Source organism: Mycobacterium sp., from assembly GCF_004298145.1.
GTDB lineage: Bacteria > Actinomycetota > Actinomycetes > Mycobacteriales > Mycobacteriaceae > Mycobacterium.
In genome coordinates this window covers 128,597-144,026 of sequence record NZ_SCRH01000053.1, presented here as the reverse complement: position 1 = coordinate 144,026, position 15,430 = coordinate 128,597, and the positions used below count along the sequence as shown (strand labels likewise).

Annotated in this window: 16 protein-coding genes and 1 pseudogene; 15 read left to right on the top strand and 2 right to left on the bottom strand. The window is 64.8% G+C overall.

The window, feature by feature from the left end:
* The first annotated feature begins 3 nt into the window (after window positions 1–3).
* The 4 genes and pseudogenes from EPN51_RS22930 to EPN51_RS22915 all read left to right on the top strand — a co-directional run bounded on the left by EPN51_RS22930 (window position 4) and on the right by EPN51_RS22915 (window position 4,276).
* A complete protein-coding gene (locus tag EPN51_RS22930) occupies window positions 4–1,350 on the top strand; it encodes a metallophosphoesterase (RefSeq protein WP_293047222.1) in 1,347 nt (448 codons plus the stop codon).
* A gap of 3 nt (window positions 1,351–1,353) precedes the next feature.
* Entirely contained in the window at window positions 1,354–3,639 is a 2,286-nt protein-coding gene (locus EPN51_RS22925) for a CHAT domain-containing protein (RefSeq protein WP_293047220.1), read from the top strand.
* An 81-nt stretch (window positions 3,640–3,720) separates the two neighbouring features.
* Window positions 3,721–3,895: pseudogene (locus EPN51_RS22920) on the top strand (dihydrodipicolinate reductase); the annotation flags it as partial.
* Window positions 3,896–4,081: 186 nt separating this feature from the next.
* Complete coding sequence (locus EPN51_RS22915; RefSeq protein ID WP_293047300.1) at window positions 4,082–4,276, top strand: long chain fatty acid-CoA synthetase Faa4p; 195 nt, start codon at window positions 4,082–4,084, stop codon at window positions 4,274–4,276.
* Between the two features lie 14 nt (window positions 4,277–4,290).
* Here the strand turns inward: EPN51_RS22915 and EPN51_RS22910 are convergent, their stop codons facing one another.
* Window positions 4,291–4,737: a DUF5994 family protein gene (locus EPN51_RS22910; RefSeq protein WP_293047218.1), complete on the bottom strand. Its 447-nt coding sequence runs from the start codon at window positions 4,735–4,737 to the stop codon at window positions 4,291–4,293.
* A gap of 301 nt (window positions 4,738–5,038) precedes the next feature.
* On the opposite strand from EPN51_RS22910, the gene EPN51_RS22905 reads away from it, so the two are divergent.
* Entirely contained in the window at window positions 5,039–5,272 is a 234-nt protein-coding gene (locus EPN51_RS22905; RefSeq protein WP_293047217.1) for a hypothetical protein, read from the top strand.
* 177 nt (window positions 5,273–5,449) lie between these two features.
* On the opposite strand, the gene EPN51_RS22900 is transcribed toward EPN51_RS22905, so the two are convergent.
* Window positions 5,450–6,895 (bottom strand): aldehyde dehydrogenase, encoded by a 1,446-nt coding sequence (locus tag EPN51_RS22900; RefSeq protein ID WP_293047215.1) that lies wholly within the window; start codon window positions 6,893–6,895, stop codon window positions 5,450–5,452.
* A gap of 186 nt (window positions 6,896–7,081) precedes the next feature.
* Between EPN51_RS22900 and EPN51_RS22895 the strand changes: the two genes are divergently transcribed.
* From EPN51_RS22895 to EPN51_RS22850, 10 genes are all read left to right on the top strand, one after another.
* On the top strand, window positions 7,082–8,350 hold the full coding sequence (locus tag EPN51_RS22895; protein ID WP_293047214.1) for an aromatic ring-hydroxylating dioxygenase subunit alpha: 1,269 nt from the start codon (window positions 7,082–7,084) through the stop codon (window positions 8,348–8,350).
* Window positions 8,347–8,685 carry a hypothetical protein gene (locus EPN51_RS22890; RefSeq protein ID WP_293047212.1) on the top strand — a complete coding sequence of 113 codons (339 nt, stop codon included), beginning with the start codon at window positions 8,347–8,349 and terminating at the stop codon, window positions 8,683–8,685. The genes EPN51_RS22895 and EPN51_RS22890 overlap by 4 nt, the downstream gene beginning before the upstream one ends.
* Window positions 8,682–9,935: an amidohydrolase family protein gene (locus EPN51_RS22885; RefSeq protein WP_293047211.1), complete on the top strand. Its 1,254-nt coding sequence runs from the start codon at window positions 8,682–8,684 to the stop codon at window positions 9,933–9,935. Before EPN51_RS22890 ends, EPN51_RS22885 begins: the two co-directional genes overlap by 4 nt.
* An 11-nt stretch (window positions 9,936–9,946) precedes the next feature.
* Window positions 9,947–10,399, top strand: coding sequence for a MarR family transcriptional regulator (locus EPN51_RS22880; protein ID WP_293047209.1), 453 nt, complete (start codon window positions 9,947–9,949; stop codon window positions 10,397–10,399).
* A gap of 153 nt (window positions 10,400–10,552) precedes the next feature.
* The gene (locus tag EPN51_RS22875) at window positions 10,553–11,575 is read left to right on the top strand and encodes a ferredoxin--NADP reductase (RefSeq protein WP_293047298.1); all 1,023 of its coding nucleotides are present in this window, start codon (window positions 10,553–10,555) and stop codon (window positions 11,573–11,575) included.
* Between the two features lie 32 nt (window positions 11,576–11,607).
* Window positions 11,608–12,351, top strand: a complete 744-nt coding sequence (locus EPN51_RS22870) for an SDR family NAD(P)-dependent oxidoreductase (RefSeq protein WP_293047208.1) — start codon at window positions 11,608–11,610, stop codon at window positions 12,349–12,351.
* A gap of 13 nt (window positions 12,352–12,364) precedes the next feature.
* Entirely contained in the window at window positions 12,365–13,627 is a 1,263-nt protein-coding gene (locus EPN51_RS22865) for an aromatic ring-hydroxylating dioxygenase subunit alpha (RefSeq protein ID WP_293047201.1), read from the top strand.
* Window positions 13,624–13,962, top strand: a complete 339-nt coding sequence (locus tag EPN51_RS22860; protein ID WP_293047200.1) for a hypothetical protein — start codon at window positions 13,624–13,626, stop codon at window positions 13,960–13,962. The genes EPN51_RS22865 and EPN51_RS22860 overlap by 4 nt, the downstream gene beginning before the upstream one ends.
* A 34-nt stretch (window positions 13,963–13,996) precedes the next feature.
* Window positions 13,997–14,842, top strand: a complete 846-nt coding sequence (locus tag EPN51_RS22855; RefSeq protein WP_293047198.1) for a TauD/TfdA family dioxygenase — start codon at window positions 13,997–13,999, stop codon at window positions 14,840–14,842.
* The gene (locus EPN51_RS22850) at window positions 14,839–15,393 is read left to right on the top strand and encodes a carboxymuconolactone decarboxylase family protein (protein ID WP_293047196.1); all 555 of its coding nucleotides are present in this window, start codon (window positions 14,839–14,841) and stop codon (window positions 15,391–15,393) included. Before EPN51_RS22855 ends, EPN51_RS22850 begins: the two co-directional genes overlap by 4 nt.
* The last annotated feature ends 37 nt before the right edge of the window (window positions 15,394–15,430 follow it).

Sequence of the window (15,430 nt, the reverse complement as noted above, 5' to 3'; positions counted from 1 at the left end):
CACATGATTTCGCAGGTGCTGAACATGGGCTTTCTACTCGGCGCTGCCACCGAGACCCGCAGTGGCCTCAGCGATCTGGTCGACGACCGGGATCGCCGGACCACGCCGGTCGATGAAGGGGGGCTGGCCGACTACACAGATGCGCAAATTCAGGAAGTCGTGGACGAACTGCTGCGGGCCAGCCAGGCCGCGGTCCAGGAGCAGGATCCGATGTCCTCGGATATGTGGATGCCGCGCGAACCGATCCTCGCCATTCTGCAAACCGAACTGACCAGGCTGCTCGAGGAGGGGCCCGCCGAGCTGGTTGATGACACCGACGGTGTCGTCACACGCCGTATCGAGGGTGACCAGGGCGTCCGAGAGAGCGACGGGCGCAGGGCATTTGGTCCGTTCGAGATAACCACGCCGTGGATCCTCGGTGATCCGCGCTGGCTGTGGCTCGGCGTCATCAAAGCCTGGTACGGGTTCAAGAAGAAGGTGGAATTCGGAGGGTTGCCTCCTCAGGCGGTAGCCATCGCGGAGGACGCTCGCATCATCTTGGTGGGAGATTGGGGATCGGGATTGCCGCGAGCCCAAGCCGTCGCGAGCCACATCCGCGCGACCCTGAACGAAGGAATCGAGGAGGGTCGTGAACAGCACGTCATACACCTCGGCGACGTCTATTACAGCGGGTCGAAGAAGGAATACACCGAACACTTCCTCGCCCACTGGCCCGTCCGGGAAGCCGAAGAGATCGGTTCGTACACCCTGTGTGGTAACCACGACATGTACCGGGGCGGTCACGAGTTCTACCGCACCGCGCTGGCGGACCCCAGGTTTGAACGGCAGAAGGGGAAAAGCGTTTTCGCGCTGCGAAACAAGTACTGGCAGTTCCTCGGGCTCGACACGGCGTACGAAGACAAGCGGCTGTCGAATGGACAGGTGGAATGGATTGGGCAACAGGTTGATCACGCACCGACCCGGCGAACCGCGCTCATGTCGCACCACCAGCTCTTCAGCGCCTATCAGAACTCCGGCGAGCAACTTCGCACGCAGCTAAAGCCGCTGTTGGACAACGATTCTGTCGATGCCTGGTTCTGGGGGCACGAGCACCGTTGTCTGACATACGAACCGCAACACGGCGTGAAATTCGCGTCGTGCGTCGGGCACGGCGGCATACCCCAATACCTGGTCCGGTCTGACAGTGACCCGCTGCTGGCGGGGCTGCGCTATGACTACCGCGAGCGATTCGGCAAGGGACCCGAGCCATGGAACACCTTCGGCTTCGCGGTGATCGACCTCGACAAGACCGCGATGACGATCCGCTACGTCAACGAGCGCGGCGTGGTGCATCACAGCGAAAACATTTGAGGGGTGAGTGCAGTGAAGGATGACGAATTCATCAGGCAGCTGGTCGCGTTGGGGGAGTGGCTTGTCCAGGATCCGCAGTTCGGCCTGCGCACAAGGGTGTTGCTCGACAAACTGTCGGCCGCCGACTTCGAGGCTTCCCATCCCCTGGTCCGTGAGTTGCTGGTGATGCTCGAGGCCGGTGATCTGAGGCCTCAGATCGCGGGTCTGCCGGACGTCGATCTGGACGTCGCGACGGGCGATGGCCAGTGGATCGAGTTGAGCGCAATTCCTGATGACCGGCCGGGTGTCTGGGTCGGGTGGGTCGTCGACGTCCTACCCGGTCCGGACTCACAAAACAGCCGCTTGATCAAAGTGAAGGTGACAACGGCGGGGAGGCCACAGGTTCTGCGGCTGGGGCTGAAGGCCCCACGGGTGCGCAGCTGGGGCCCACCCAGTGATTCGCCGGCCGTTCGGAGCGCTCCGCCGTTTCCTCAGCGAACACGAGCAGATGTATTCGTCGGCCGAATCCGTAGGTGGCGTCGGCTTGGGTTACCGCGCTTGCGCACCCGCAGGTTGCGCCGGTGGGGCGCGGAGCCCTGGCCGCCGGGCCAGTACGGCCAATACGGCCAGTACGGCCAATACGGCGGCTACGGCCAGCCGGTGGGTGTCGCGTACCCGGGCGGGTACGGCGGCTACGCCGAGACGGACGAGTACGGCGGCTACGGTCAGCCGGTCGAATATGGGCATCCCGAGCAGTGGGCGCCCTACGACGGCGCAGAGCCCACAGCTCCTCCGGCCGCGCCCGCGACAATCCACCGCATCCCACATATCACCGTCGGAGAACACACCCCGATTCACGTCGGTGCGACATTTGTGGTGTCGGTGTTTCTCAACGAGCAACCCTTCGAGATGGGCGAAGTCGGCGAGCCGATCGTCATGTCCGAAGTCAGCGAACTGCGCCTGGGCGTGGTACTGACGTCGTCGCCGCATTTCGTGATCGAGGGTGACGGGCGCGGTGAAATCCTGGTGACATCCGCCGAGCCGCAGTCGACGCTTGCCCGGTTCACCCTCAGATGCGTGCCGGCGGATGCGCCCAACCCGGGCATCGCGGCGACCTTTTACCACGGCTGGCGTCCCGTGGGCAGGGTTGCTCGGCAACTCGAAGTCGAAGGCGCGGAAGTGATCTCGTCACAACCGCTGGGCCGCATGGAGCCGGTTGCGGGCGAGGTCGCCATCGACCCAGCCGCGATCCCCCCCGACCTGACGGTCACCGTCCGACAAGCACCGGGTGGCGATGAACGCAAGTTCGACGTCACCGTTGCCTCGCCTCATTTGGCCCGCTTCATCGACGGCATCACCGTGCGATGGAACCTCCCGTCAGCCACCAAAGAGATGGTGCAAACGATGGTGGGTAGGTTCCTGAAAACTCGCGGTGGACGACTGTCCGCGTTGATCGGCGCTGGCAGGCGGCTGTTCGACGCGACACCACAAGAATTCCGCGACGCGTACTGGGAATTGGTCGATCACTTCGCGTCCCAGCCGCAGCGAACCAAAACGCTCTTGGTCGTTACCGACGAACCGTACATCCCGTGGGAGCTGATGGTCCCCGACGTCCGCAACGGGAAATTCCGTCCGGCACTCGGTGTGGAATTTGCGATGGGCCGCTGGGTGCACCCGAACTTGGTGTCGCCCGAACAGACCATTCGGTTCGACGACAGCTGGGTCATCGCACCGGAATACCTGCCACCGCTGAATTTCTCCGCTGAGGAAGCCCGTTTCGTGAAGGACGCTTTCAATGGCGAACAACTCAAGCCCGCACTGGTTGACACCATCGACCAGGAGCTGGGTGCCCGCGGCGCTTCGCTGCTGCACTTCATCTGCCACGGCAGTAGCGATGACGCCATTCAGATTTTGCAGTTGGATCCCGACGAGGAGTTGACGGACATCCAAGTCGAGGGCCTCCCAGGACTGGTGACGGCTTTGGACAAGCACAAGCCGTTTGTTTTCCTCAACGCCTGTGCGGTGGGGCAGATCATTCCCGCTCTCGTTGGCCCCGCCGGGTTTCCGGCCGTATTCACCAACCTGGGAGCACGGGCGGTCGTCGCCCCGATCTGGGGTGTGCGCGACTCCGTTGCCGCCCAGGTCGCGCGCAAGTTCTATGCACAAATCAAGGGCGATCCCACCCTGCCGTTCAGCGAGGCGATGCGGGAAATCCGCAAATTGGCCTACGAGGGCCGTGATCCCGAGGACAGCTACGCGGCATATTGCTTTTACGGCGACCCGAACTCGGCCCAGACCCGACCGGCGTAAACCGATGGTCCATTGCCTGGCCGCCGAATCGACGCGAGCGTGCAGTTAACTGGCGCTTCTTCGCGCCAAGGTGGATTTCGACGCAACGGCTGGACGTTGACCATCGACGGCGATCCGTCGATGCGCGCCCACTTCTGTTCTCAACGCGGCGCAGGCGGTGTGCGCCGCGCCTGCGGGCTTCGCGACGAGGGCAGACCTGCCCCTGATCCGCCGCCGCACCGGGTTCGGCAACACAGCGAGGCGCGATACGCACTGATCGGCGACGACATCGTTACCTGGCGGAGACCCGCCGATTAGGTTTTCGTCTCGAGGCGCATTACTCTAGCCCGCGGTTCGATTGCGACTCAGGAAAGCAGCCATGCCTGTTCAGCCCACTTTGCTGCGCCGACGAGCGTTGCGCGGTGCCCGTCGACAGCGCGTCGCACCCCGCGTGAAGCGTCCGATGGTCGGTCAGTGCTTCGATATCGAAATCACTCGCGACGGGGACGGATGGATGGTCCGGATCCCCGAGACCGGCGGCTCCACCCGCGCCACCAGCCGGGCCACTGTGGAACTGGCCGCGCGGGAATGCATCGCGACCTGGACCGGCATCCCCATCGGCTATGTCGCCGTTTTCGTCGTGAGCGAGACGCGCTAACGGCGAATCTCGTATCAGTGGCAGTCGGCCGCGCGTTGTTCCCGGGCGGCCTGCAGGATCGACCCGGCGGTCAGAAACGCGGGTTTGTCGCGGTCCCCGGGGGCGACGGGCAGACTCGCCGCGCGGCGCAGCACCATCAGCGCAAGCGCACTGTACGTCGCATAAGGGACGATCAAGAGGTTCACCCGCGCCTCGCCGCCGTTGAACGTCATCACGTGCTGGCGCCTATGTTCCCATCCGTGCCAGTTGAAGTCGGGCGGTCGTTGTAGGGGCGGCCAGTTGACGTTGATAGAGGAGATGCCGCCCAGCAGGGGTGTCAGTGCGGCGACAAGGCCGGGCAATTCGTTGGTTATGCGGTCCGCGCGTGGCCACCACGCCCCGTCGATGTCGCCACCCAACTGGTGAGCCACGCAGAGCCGTACGGGAACGGCCGGGCGCCGGCCCGCCCGCAGATAAGTCATCGCGTGACAAATCGGGTCGGGATCAACGCCACCGTCAGCGCTGTGCGATACACAGATCGTTCCTTCAGTTCGGCATCGCTCGTCCGCGGCCGCGTGGCGAGTGGAGGATCACATTGCCCGGAGTGCCGTCCGCACAGATCGCGGTGGAACACCGCTGACAACGAAACGGCTCACGCTCAAGGCTACTCCACCAGCGGTTCTTGCCCGCCATGCGAGAGGGAGACACCGCGGAACCCAGCCGCCGCCTGCCCGACGCGCCCTGGAAATCGCATTCGGCGCGAACAAGAGGAGGATGGGAGTCATGTCCACACAGAACTGGTGCGACGCACCCGAGATCCACCCGTCGAAGATCCAAGTCGGCGACGTCATCGGCACGCGGCGCCCCACCGAATTACGCCTGACCGTCAAGATGATCAGTGGTCCGCAGAGCGGTCCGCGGCAGTGGACATTCTTCAGCCGCGACGACAACGGCCAGCAGCGCACGAGCACGTTCGGCGAGGACGACCTGGTTCGCAGATACGCCAAAGCGTCATGACAACGGCCCAGGCCCGGGTCAACCGCTGGGTATGGACAAGGCCGGCGCCGCTGTAGCAGCCCGGCCTCTAGATCCCCAAGTGGCTTCTACAGAAACCCGGGGAACTACCGGCAACCCTACAGCATGGCAGCCGGGAGCCACCATCACAACCACTGAATGTTAAGAGCGGCAAGGGATTTAGGATTTCGGCGCGATCGCGATCGATTTCGTGTCCAGGTAGCTGTCGAGCCCTTCGGGCCCGAGCTCGCGGCCGTAGCCGCTGGCTTTGACGCCGCCGAAGGGCGCGAAGGGATCCATCGTGTAGCCCTGGTTGACGCCGACGGTGCCGGTGTGGATGTGGGTGGCGACTGCCAGCGCGCGGTCGGCGTCGTTGCTCCACACCGATCCGGCCAGGCCGTAATCGGAATCGTTGGCGATCGCCAGCGCCTCCTCGTCATCGCGGTAGGGGATGACGGTGATGACGGGCCCGAAGATCTCTTCCCGGGCGATGCGCATGGTGTTGTTGGCCGACGCGAACAGGGTGGGCCGGACATACCAGCCCCGGTCGAGTCCGTCGGGCATGTCGGTGCCGCCGACGATGACGCGCGCCCCCTCGTCTTGCCCGATCTGGATGTAGTCGCGAACGCGTTGCTGCTGGCGCCGGGACACCAGCGGGCCGAGCTGGGTGTCGGGGTCGTTGGGATCGCCGACGCGAAGGCCGCTCATTTCCGCCGCGAGCGCGTCCACGTATTCGTCGTGGCGCGCTTGGGGCACCAGAACGCGGGTGAGCGCGTTGCAGATCTGGCCGCTGTTGGACAGGCTCGCGGATCGCACCCCGGCGGCCACCTTGTCCGGCGATGCGTCGTCGAGCACCAGGGCCGCGGATTTCCCCCCGAGTTCGAGGCTGACTTTGGTGAGGTTGGGCGCGCAGGATGCGGCCACGGCGCGCCCCGCGGTGGTGGACCCGGTGAACGACACTTTGTCCACGCCACGGTGGGCGACGAGGTAGGCGCCGAGCGTGCCGTCGCCCGGGAGGATGCTGACCGCGCCGGGTGGCAGGCCGGCCTCGGCGATCATCTCGGCTAAAAGCAGTGCGTCCAAAGGGCTTTCGGGTGCGGGCTTGAGTACGACGGTGCAGCCGGCCAACAGCGCGGGCACGAGTTTGGTGACGATCAGGAACTGGGGCATGTTCCAGGGCACGATCGCCGCGACGACGCCGACGGGCTCCCTGCGGACGTGCACGTCGCTCCCGAAGAAGCCGGGCCTCGTCTCCTGCCACGGATGTCTTTCAGCCAGGTCGCAGAACGCGCGCATCATGAATGCCGGCAGGCCGACTTGGGCGCGCTGGGCGAAGCTGATCGGGGCGCCGATCTCGGCCGTGATGGTGGTGGCCATCTCGGCGCGACGTCGGTCGTAGATGTCGGCCAGGCGCAGGATCGTGGCGATCCGTTGTGCCGGCTCGCTGCGGCCCCAGGGTTCGAAGGCTGCACGCGCCGCGGCCACAGCCGAGTCGACGTCGTCGGGCCCGGCCGCGTTGACCTCGGCGATGGGTTCCTCCGTATGCGGCGAGATGACCTGCATGACGCCGGCCTGTGGCCGTGCCCCGTCGCTCCCGGTGGTTTGTGCTGCGGGGTTGTGGTCCATCCGCGCCTCCTGCGACCAATATCAACTACTTGCTATTGATGGTTCGAGGATATACCGTCGGCCGTGACGGAGCTCTCAGGGATCGGTGAAACCGGTGCGCAGGTGGTTGTTTCGCGCGGGCAACGCCGTAGTGAGTGGCTGGGCGCCCAGGGATTTTCCCGACGTTGGACTGCTTAAGGAGCGATGATGGCTCGATTCCCCAAACCGCCGGAGGGTAGCTGGACCGAGCACTACCCAGAATTGGGCACCGAACCGGTGTCGTACGAGGACTCCATCAGTCCCGAGATCCATGAATTGGAACGTGACGCCATCTTCAAACGGGCCTGGCTCAATGTCGGTCGCGTTGAACAGCTTCCGCGCAAGGGAAGCTACCTCACCCGGGAGCTGAAGGTCGTCAAGACCTCAATCATTTTGGTCCGCACGGGATCTGGCGATATCAAGGCCTATCACAACGTGTGCCGTCATCGGGGCAACAAGTTGGTGTGGAACGACATGCCGGAGGAAGAAACGCGGGGAGTGTGTCGGCAGTTCACGTGCAAGTACCACGGCTGGCGCTACGACCTGGACGGCAACCTCACCTTCGTGCAGCAAGAGGAGGAGTTCTTCAACCTCGACAAGAGTCGCTACGGGCTCGTGTCGGTGCACTGCGACGTCTGGGAAGGCTTCATTTTCGTCAACTTCGCCAAGACGCCCGAACAGCCGTTGCGAGAGTTCCTGGGGCCCATGATCACCGGGCTGGAAGGTTATCCCTTCGACAAGATGACGTCTCGCTGGTCCTATCGCTCGGAAGTCAAGGCGAATTGGAAGCTCTACATGGACGCGTTCCAGGAGTTCTACCACGCGCCGGTGTTACACGCGAACCAGTCGCCGACCGCGTACTCGAAGGCGGCCGCCGAGGCGGGTTTTGAAGCCCCGCACTACCGGTTGGACGGGCCGCACCGGCTCGTGAGCACCTCGGGGGTGCGGGCCTGGGAGATGGCGGCCGAGATGCGCAAACCCATGGAGGACATCTGTCAGAGCGGCCTGTTCGGCCCGTGGGACAAGCCCGATCTCGGGCCGATGCCCGACGGGCTCAACCCCGCGAAATGTGACCCGTGGGGCCTGGATTCGTTCCAGCTGTTCCCCAACTTCGTCATCCTGTTCTGGGGTCAGGGCTGGTATCTGACCTACCACTACTGGCCGACGTCGTACAACAGTCACATCTTCGAGGGCACGCTGTACTTCCCGGCGCCGCGCTCCCCCCGCGAGCGGGTGGCGCAGGAACTGGCGGCGGTGTCGTTCAAGGAATACGGGCTGCAGGACGCCAACACGCTGGAGGCGACCCAGAGCATGATCGAATCCCAGGTGATCGACGGATTCTTGCTCTGCGACCAGGAGATCTTGATCCGGCATCTGCATAAGGAGACCGCCGCCTGGATCGATGATTATCGCCGGACGTCCACGGCGGGAGTGTGAACACGATGCCCACGATGCTGCCCGCCGAGTTCGCCGACCTCGAACCGTTCACCGATTGGTGCCTGCCCAGCGAACCCGAACGGTATGCCAAGAGGCTGGCCAGTTCCATGGTCGAGATGAAGGCCTTCTACGACGCGATCACCCCGCGGGCCGAGGAAGCGCTGTCGTTCTGCGACAAGTTCTCTCTCGACGAGTTACCCGACGACGTCGCGAACCTGATGCACCTGCTCTATTCGATGATCATGGTGTCGTTCCCGGTGGAATGCTGGAAGCAGCCCCGCGTCCCGGATTCGGGTGCTTCCACCCTGGACTGCGTATCCGAGCCGGTTCCGTGACCGATGTAACCGTCCTGCGGGCGGCGCGATGGGCCGACGCCGTGACCGGCCAGATCCACGCGCCGGCCGTGGTGGTGGTCGACGGCGAGCGCATCACCGCGGTCAATCCCAAAGAGCCACTACCGGATTCGGCCACCATCGTCGACCTCGGCGACGTCACGCTGCTGCCGGGTTTGATGGACATGGAACTCAACCTGCTCATCGGCGGGCCCGGCGGTCCGGAGGGTTTGCCGTCGCCCATGCATGGCGTGCAGGACGACCCGGCCTACCGCACGCTGCGCGGCGCGGTCAACGCGCGGACCACCCTGGAAGCGGGGTTCACCACGGTGCGCAACCTCGGGCTGATGGTCAAGACCGGGGGATATCTGCTCGACGTAGCGCTGCAGCGCGCCATCGACCAGGGTTGGCACATCGGACCCCGCATCTATCCCGCCGGCCATGCCGTCACCCCGTACGGCGGTCATCTGGACCCGACGGTATTCCAGCGCTTGGCTCCCGGCGTCATGCCGCTGTCGGTGGCCGAAGGCATCGCCAACGGTGTGCCCGACGTGATCGCCTGCGTGCGTTACCAGATCCGGCACGGCGCCAAGCTGATCAAGGTGTCCGCCTCCGGCGGGGTGATGTCGCACAGCACCGCACCCGGTGCGCAGCAGTACTCCGATGCCGAGTTCGCCGCGATCGCGGACGAAGCCCACCGGGCCGGAGTCCGGGTGGCCGCACACGCCGTCGGCGACACCGCGATACAAGCCTGCATTCGCGCCGGGATCGACTGTATCGAACACGGCTTTTTGGCCAGCGACGAGACAATTCAGATGATGGTCGACCACGGCACCTTCCTGGTCTCGACGACGTATTTGACCGACGCCATGGCCATCGACCGCATCGCACCGGAGCTGCGCAAGAAGGCGCTCGAGGTGTTCCCACGCGCAAAAGCCATGCTGCCCAAGGCGATTAACGCAGGCGTCCGGATCGCGTGCGGTACCGACGCGCCGGCCATCCCGCATGGCCAGAACGCCAAAGAACTGGGCGCGCTGGTGGAGCGGGGCATGACTCCCGCACAGGCAATCCGGGCGGCCACGGTGGTGGCCGCCGAGCTGATCGACGCCGACGACGAGTTGGGCAGGCTGGCGCCGGGCTACCTTGCGGACATCATCGCCGTGCCGGGAGATCCCTTCGACGACATCGCTGCGACCCTCGACGTCCGCTTCGTCATGAAGAATGGACAGATCTACAAGACCCCCGCGGCCTGACGGAGGCAGTCATGGAACTCACCGATAACATCCTGTGGCTGCTCAAGCAGGCCTTCTACTACTCGCTGACCACCATTAACGAGGCGATGCGGCAACACGGTGTGAGCACCGCCCAGATCGGTGTGCTGCGCCAATTGACCAACGAACCCGGCCTGTCCGGTGCCGAATTGGCCCGGCGCCTGCTGATCAGCCCGCAAGGCGTTCAGCTCGCGCTCACCGCCCTGGAACGCCGCGGCCTCGTGGAAAGAAAACAAGACCCCCGGCACGCCCGGATCCTGCGGGCCTACCTGACCGGCGAAGGCCGCAAGGTCGCCGAGACGGTCGTCAATGACGCGATCGCCGCACACCAGGAAGTGTTCGGTGTGCTGACCGACCACGAGCAACAGACGCTGCGCGAATTGCTGGGCCGCGTGGTCGAAAAGGGCACCGGCCATGAACTGTTCGCCGATCACATCGACGGCTGACACCGCCTTCGGCGTGACACCGTGCCACGGGCTGTGTCTAGTACTTGAGACCAATCGCAAGTAGTTGATACTCTGGCGGGGATGGGTGAAAACCGCATGGCAACGAATGTCGGTCCGGTGCCGGTGACCGGCGATGCAGCGGGCGCTGTCGACATGGCTGATCTACCGGATGGCTTTGTGCCGCTTCGGATCCAGCGCGTGGTACCCGAGACCCGCGACGCCGTGTCGATCGTTCTCGATGTCCCGCAGAGCAGCGCGGGACAGTTCGGCTACCAAGCCGGGCAATTCCTGACGCTGCTGGTCTGCGTCGACGGACGCGAGTACCGGCGCTGCTACTCGATGTCGTCTTCACCCGCGGTGGACGAAGATCTGCGCATCACGGTCAAACGCGACCGCAACGGCCTGGTGTCGAACTGGCTCAACGACACCGCCGCACCCGGCGACCAGCTGTACGCCTTGCCGCCGCAGGGCCGCTTCGTCTTGAACGACAGCGATCGGCATCTGGTCGCGTTCGCCGGCGGAAGCGGCATCACACCGGTGTTTTCGCTGTTGTGTACCGCGCTAGCGTCTGGCACGCGCAGCGCACGACTGTTCTACGCCAACCGAAACCGCGAGGCGGTGATTTTCGACGGGGCGCTGGAGTCGCTGGAAAGGCGACACACTGACCGCTTCGTCCGGCACCACCATCTCGACGACCAAAACGGCTTCGCCACCCCGGCGGACATCGCCGCGTTCGTCCACAACGTCGATGACGCCGACTTTTACATCTGCGGTCCGAACGAGTTCATGGACACCGTGCGGACCGCCCTGTGCGCGGCGGGCGTGCCGACCGGCCGCCTGCATATTGAGCACTTCGACGTGAACGACGTAGCCGCGGTGGCGCCGCCCGATACCGACGTGGTCACCGATGAGGTGACCATCGTGTTGGACGGATCGACGACCACGGCGCCGTACTATGCGGGCAATACCTTGCTGCAGACGGCCCGTATGGCGGGCCTGCGGGCGCCGTCCTCGTGTGAAATCGGTTCCTGCGGAACGTGTATGGCCCGCCTGACCGAGGGTGGCGCCCGGATGATCAACAACGACGCGCTCGATCCGGACGAGGTCGAGGACGGCTGGGTGCTGACGTGTCAGGCCCTGCCCACCACCCCCACGCTGCGGGTGGTCTACGAGTGAGCGATAAGGCGGTCCACGGTGGAGCGGATTCGATGACCAGGGTGGCAGTGGTGACCGGCGGCGCTTCGGGCATGGGCGAAGCGACGTGCCATGAATTGGGCCGCCGCGGTCTGAAAGTAGCGGTCCTCGATGCCAACGAGCATGCGGCGCAACGCGTCACCGACGACCTGCGCGCCAAGGGTGTGACCGCGCTCGCGGTGGGCGCCGACGTCACCGATCGGCCCGCCGTCGAACAGGCCTTCGCGAAGGTGCGCGGCGAGCTGGGCCCGGTGACGGTGCTGGTGACCAGCGCCGGCATGTTCGACTTTTCGGCCTTTTTGGATATCACCGCCGAATCCTGGTCGCGGATCATCGACGTCAATCTCACGGGTACCTTTCATTGCTGCCAGGTCGCGCTGCCGGACATGGTGGAGGCGAACTGGGGCCGGATCGTGATGATCTCGTCGTCGAGCGCCCAGCGTGGATCTCCGTTCGCCGCCCACTATGCGGCGTCGAAAGGCGCGGTGATCACGCTGACCAAGTCGCTGGCCCGCGAATACGCGCCGCACGCAATCACGGTCAACAACATTCCGCCCTCGGGCATCGAGACCCCCATGCAGCATCAGGGCCAGGCGGCGGGCTACCTGCCCTCCAACGAGCAGATCGCCAGCAATATCCCGTTGGGCTACCTGGGTACCGGGGCCGATATCGCTGCAGCGGTGGGGTTTTTATGTTCGGAAGAAGCCCGGTACATCACCGGTCAGGTCTTGGGTGTCAACGGCGGAGCGGTGATGTGAAAGTGAGGATGCGATGACGCGAACAGGCCGGCCCCCGGAGGGCTCCTGGACCGAGCACTACCCCGAATTGGGAACCGGTCCAGTCTCTTTCAGAGATTCGACGTCTCGGGAGTTCTACCAACTCGAGCGTGAGGCGATCTTCAAACGGGCCTGGCTCAACGTCGCCCGGGTGGAGGAGCTGCCTAGAGTCGGCAGCTATCTGACCAAGGAGATCGAAGTCGTCGGCGCTTCGGTGATCGTGGTCAAAGGCAAAGACGAGCAGATCCGTGCCTTCTACAACGTGTGCCGACATCGCGGGAACAAGTTGGTGTGGAACGACTTTCCCGGTGGTGAGACCCGCGGGACGTGCCGGCAGTTCACCTGCAAGTACCACGGTTGGCGCTACGACCTGCAGGGTGCCTTGACATTCGTTCAGCAGGAATCGGAGTTCTTCGACCTCGATCGGGCCGAATACGGGTTGCGTCCGGTGCACTGCGACGTGTGGAACGGCTTCATTTTCATCAACTTCGACGCCGAACCGCGCCAGACCCTGCGCGAGTTCCTCGGTCCGATGATCACCGGACTCGACGACTATCCGTTCGCGAAGCTGACCGAACGCTACGACTGGGTGGCCCACAACAACAGCAACTGGAAGATCTTCGCCGACGCCTTCCAGGAGTACTACCACGTACCCTCACTGCACTCACAACAAGTGCCCTCGGAGGTCCGCGACCCCAACGCCGGATTCACGTGTGGGCACTTCCAACTCGACGGCCCGCACCGGTTGGTCTCGACCGCCGGGCGCCGCCGCTGGCTGCTGCCACCGGAATACATGTATCCGATCGAGCGGGCCACCCGCAGCGGGCTCGTGGGACCCTGGCGGACCCCCGACATCGGCGAGTTGCCGGCCGGGCTCAACCCGGGAGGGATCGAGCCCTGGGGTATCAGCAATTTCCAGATCTTCCCGAACATCGAGATTCTGATCTACGGCGGGTGGTATCTGCTGTACCGGTACTGGCCCACCTCGCACAACACGCACCGATTCGAGGCCTACACCTACTTCCACCCGGCGCGCACCGTGCGGGAGCGCATCGAACACGAAGTCGCCTCGGTGGTGCTGAAAGAGTTTGCGCTGCAAGACGCCGGGATGCTCGGCGGAACACAGGCGGCACTGGAATACGGGATCGTCGACGACTTTCCCCTGGGCGACCAGGAGATCCTGGTGCGCCATCTGCACAAGGTCGTTGTGGACTGGGTCGAAGCCTATCGCCGCGAACAGGACCCGGTGGGAGTGTGACCATGCAGAGCCGGTTGCCCAGCGCATTCGCCGAGCTGGAGGACTACGCCCAAACCTGGTGCCTGGCTACCGAAACCGAACGCTGGAATGCCCGGGTCAGCGCATCGATGCCGGAGCTGCGCGACTTCTACGGCGCGTTCTTCCCGCGCCTCGAAGAGGCGATCGACTACTGCGACAAGTTTCCGCTCGACAGCCTGCCCGACGACGCACTCAACCTGTTGCACATGATCTATTCGCTGATCATGGTCGCCATGGCGGTGGAGATCATGCATCAACCGGCCCCGGTCGACGCCGCCGACGCGGTCATGACCCGGACCGGCTGGCCGTTGCCCTGAAACCTCTTTCACCCCTCCCCGGAAAGGAGCGACCATGGGTCTGCTCACCATCACGAAACTCACCGAGTCCGTCGGCGCCGAGGTCGCGGGCCTGGAGCCAACCGCGCTGGCCGGTGACGACTCGGTCGGTGCGGCGGTGTTGGATGCGTTGGAAGACAACGGAGTTCTGGTCTTCCGAGGCCTGCGACTCGGCCCGGCGGCCCAGGTCGGCTTCTGCCGCCGCCTCGGCGAGGTCGATCACTCCTCCGACGGCCACCACCCGGTGCCCGGTATTTACCCGATCACCCTGGACAAGTCCAAGAACGCCTCGGCCGCCTACCTGAAGGCCACCTTCGACTGGCACATCGACGGCTGCACACCGCTGGGCGACGAATGCCCCCAGAAGGCCACGGTGTTGTCGGCGGTGCAGGTCGCCGAATGGGGCGGGGAGACCGAGTTCGCCAACTCTTACGCCGCGTACGACGCTCTGACCGATGCGGAGCAGGAGCGGTTCGGTACCTTGCGTGTGGTGCACTCGCTGGAAGCCTCGCAGCGCCGCGTGTACCCCGATCCCTCGCCGGAACAGGTGCAGCGCTGGCGATCTCGGCGCACACATGAACATCCTCTGGTGTGGACACACCGCAGCGGCCGCAAATCACTCGTGTTGGGTGCCTCCGCCGACTACGTCGTCGGCATGGATCTCGACAAGGGCCGTGCCCTTTTGCAGGAGCTCCTGGAGCGCGCGACGGTGTCCGAGAAGATCTACAGCCACAGCTGGTCGGTCGGGGACACCGTCATCTGGGATAACCGGGGGGTGCTGCACCGCGCCGCCCCGTACGATCCGGACTCACAACGCGAGATGCTGCGCACCACGGTGCTCGGCGACGAGCCGATCGAATGACCACCGCCGACCAACGTCCGCTGCGCCTGACGCCGCTGCCCGCTGACGAGTGGGACGAGCGCGCCCGCGCCGCGATCGCGTCCCTGATCCCCACCGAGCGGGCGAATCCCGTTGGCGCAGGCAATGTTTTGTCGACCCTGGTCCGCCATCCCGATCTGACCGCGGCCTACCTGCCGTTCAATGCGTACCTGCTCACCCGGTCGACGCTGTCGCCGCGGGTACGAGAAGTCGCGCTGCTTCGCGTGGTGCATCGCAGCAATTGCGGCTACCTGTGGTCGCACCACATCCCCATCGCCCTGCGAGCCGGCCTGTCCGAATCCGAAATCGACGACATTCGGTCCGGCCGCTGCGCCGACCGGACCGACCGTGCCGTGATCCGGGCCGTCGATGACCTCACCAGCGCCAGCACGATCAGCCAAGCAACCTGGGATGAACTGTGCGGGCTGTTCACGCATGAGCAATGCATGGACCTGACCTTCACCATCGGCGGTTACCTGTTGCTGGCCCTGGCCGTCAACACGTTCGGCGTCCAGGACGAGACGCGCCACTGAGGTGTCTCGACGACCGACCCATCCCGGGGTCGGGCCC

Excerpts from the sequence above, each read along its gene's own strand:
- EPN51_RS22930 (WP_293047222.1), top strand. The coding sequence starts at position 4 with ATGATTTCGCAGGTGCTGAACATGGGCTTTCTACTCGGCGCTGCCACC.
- EPN51_RS22915 (WP_293047300.1), top strand. The coding sequence starts at position 4,082 with ATGGTCGGTCAGTGCTTCGATATCGAAATCACTCGCGACGGGGACGGA.
- EPN51_RS22910 (WP_293047218.1), bottom strand. The coding sequence starts at position 4,737 with ATGACTTATCTGCGGGCGGGCCGGCGCCCGGCCGTTCCCGTACGGCTC.
- EPN51_RS22905 (WP_293047217.1), top strand. The coding sequence starts at position 5,039 with ATGTCCACACAGAACTGGTGCGACGCACCCGAGATCCACCCGTCGAAG.
- EPN51_RS22900 (WP_293047215.1), bottom strand. The coding sequence starts at position 6,895 with ATGGACCACAACCCCGCAGCACAAACCACCGGGAGCGACGGGGCACGG.
- EPN51_RS22895 (WP_293047214.1), top strand. The coding sequence starts at position 7,082 with ATGGCTCGATTCCCCAAACCGCCGGAGGGTAGCTGGACCGAGCACTAC.
- EPN51_RS22880 (WP_293047209.1), top strand. The coding sequence starts at position 9,947 with ATGGAACTCACCGATAACATCCTGTGGCTGCTCAAGCAGGCCTTCTAC.
- EPN51_RS22875 (WP_293047298.1), top strand. The coding sequence starts at position 10,553 with ATGGCTGATCTACCGGATGGCTTTGTGCCGCTTCGGATCCAGCGCGTG.
- EPN51_RS22870 (WP_293047208.1), top strand. The coding sequence starts at position 11,608 with ATGACCAGGGTGGCAGTGGTGACCGGCGGCGCTTCGGGCATGGGCGAA.
- EPN51_RS22865 (WP_293047201.1), top strand. The coding sequence starts at position 12,365 with ATGACGCGAACAGGCCGGCCCCCGGAGGGCTCCTGGACCGAGCACTAC.
- EPN51_RS22855 (WP_293047198.1), top strand. The coding sequence starts at position 13,997 with ATGGGTCTGCTCACCATCACGAAACTCACCGAGTCCGTCGGCGCCGAG.
- EPN51_RS22850 (WP_293047196.1), top strand. The coding sequence starts at position 14,839 with ATGACCACCGCCGACCAACGTCCGCTGCGCCTGACGCCGCTGCCCGCT.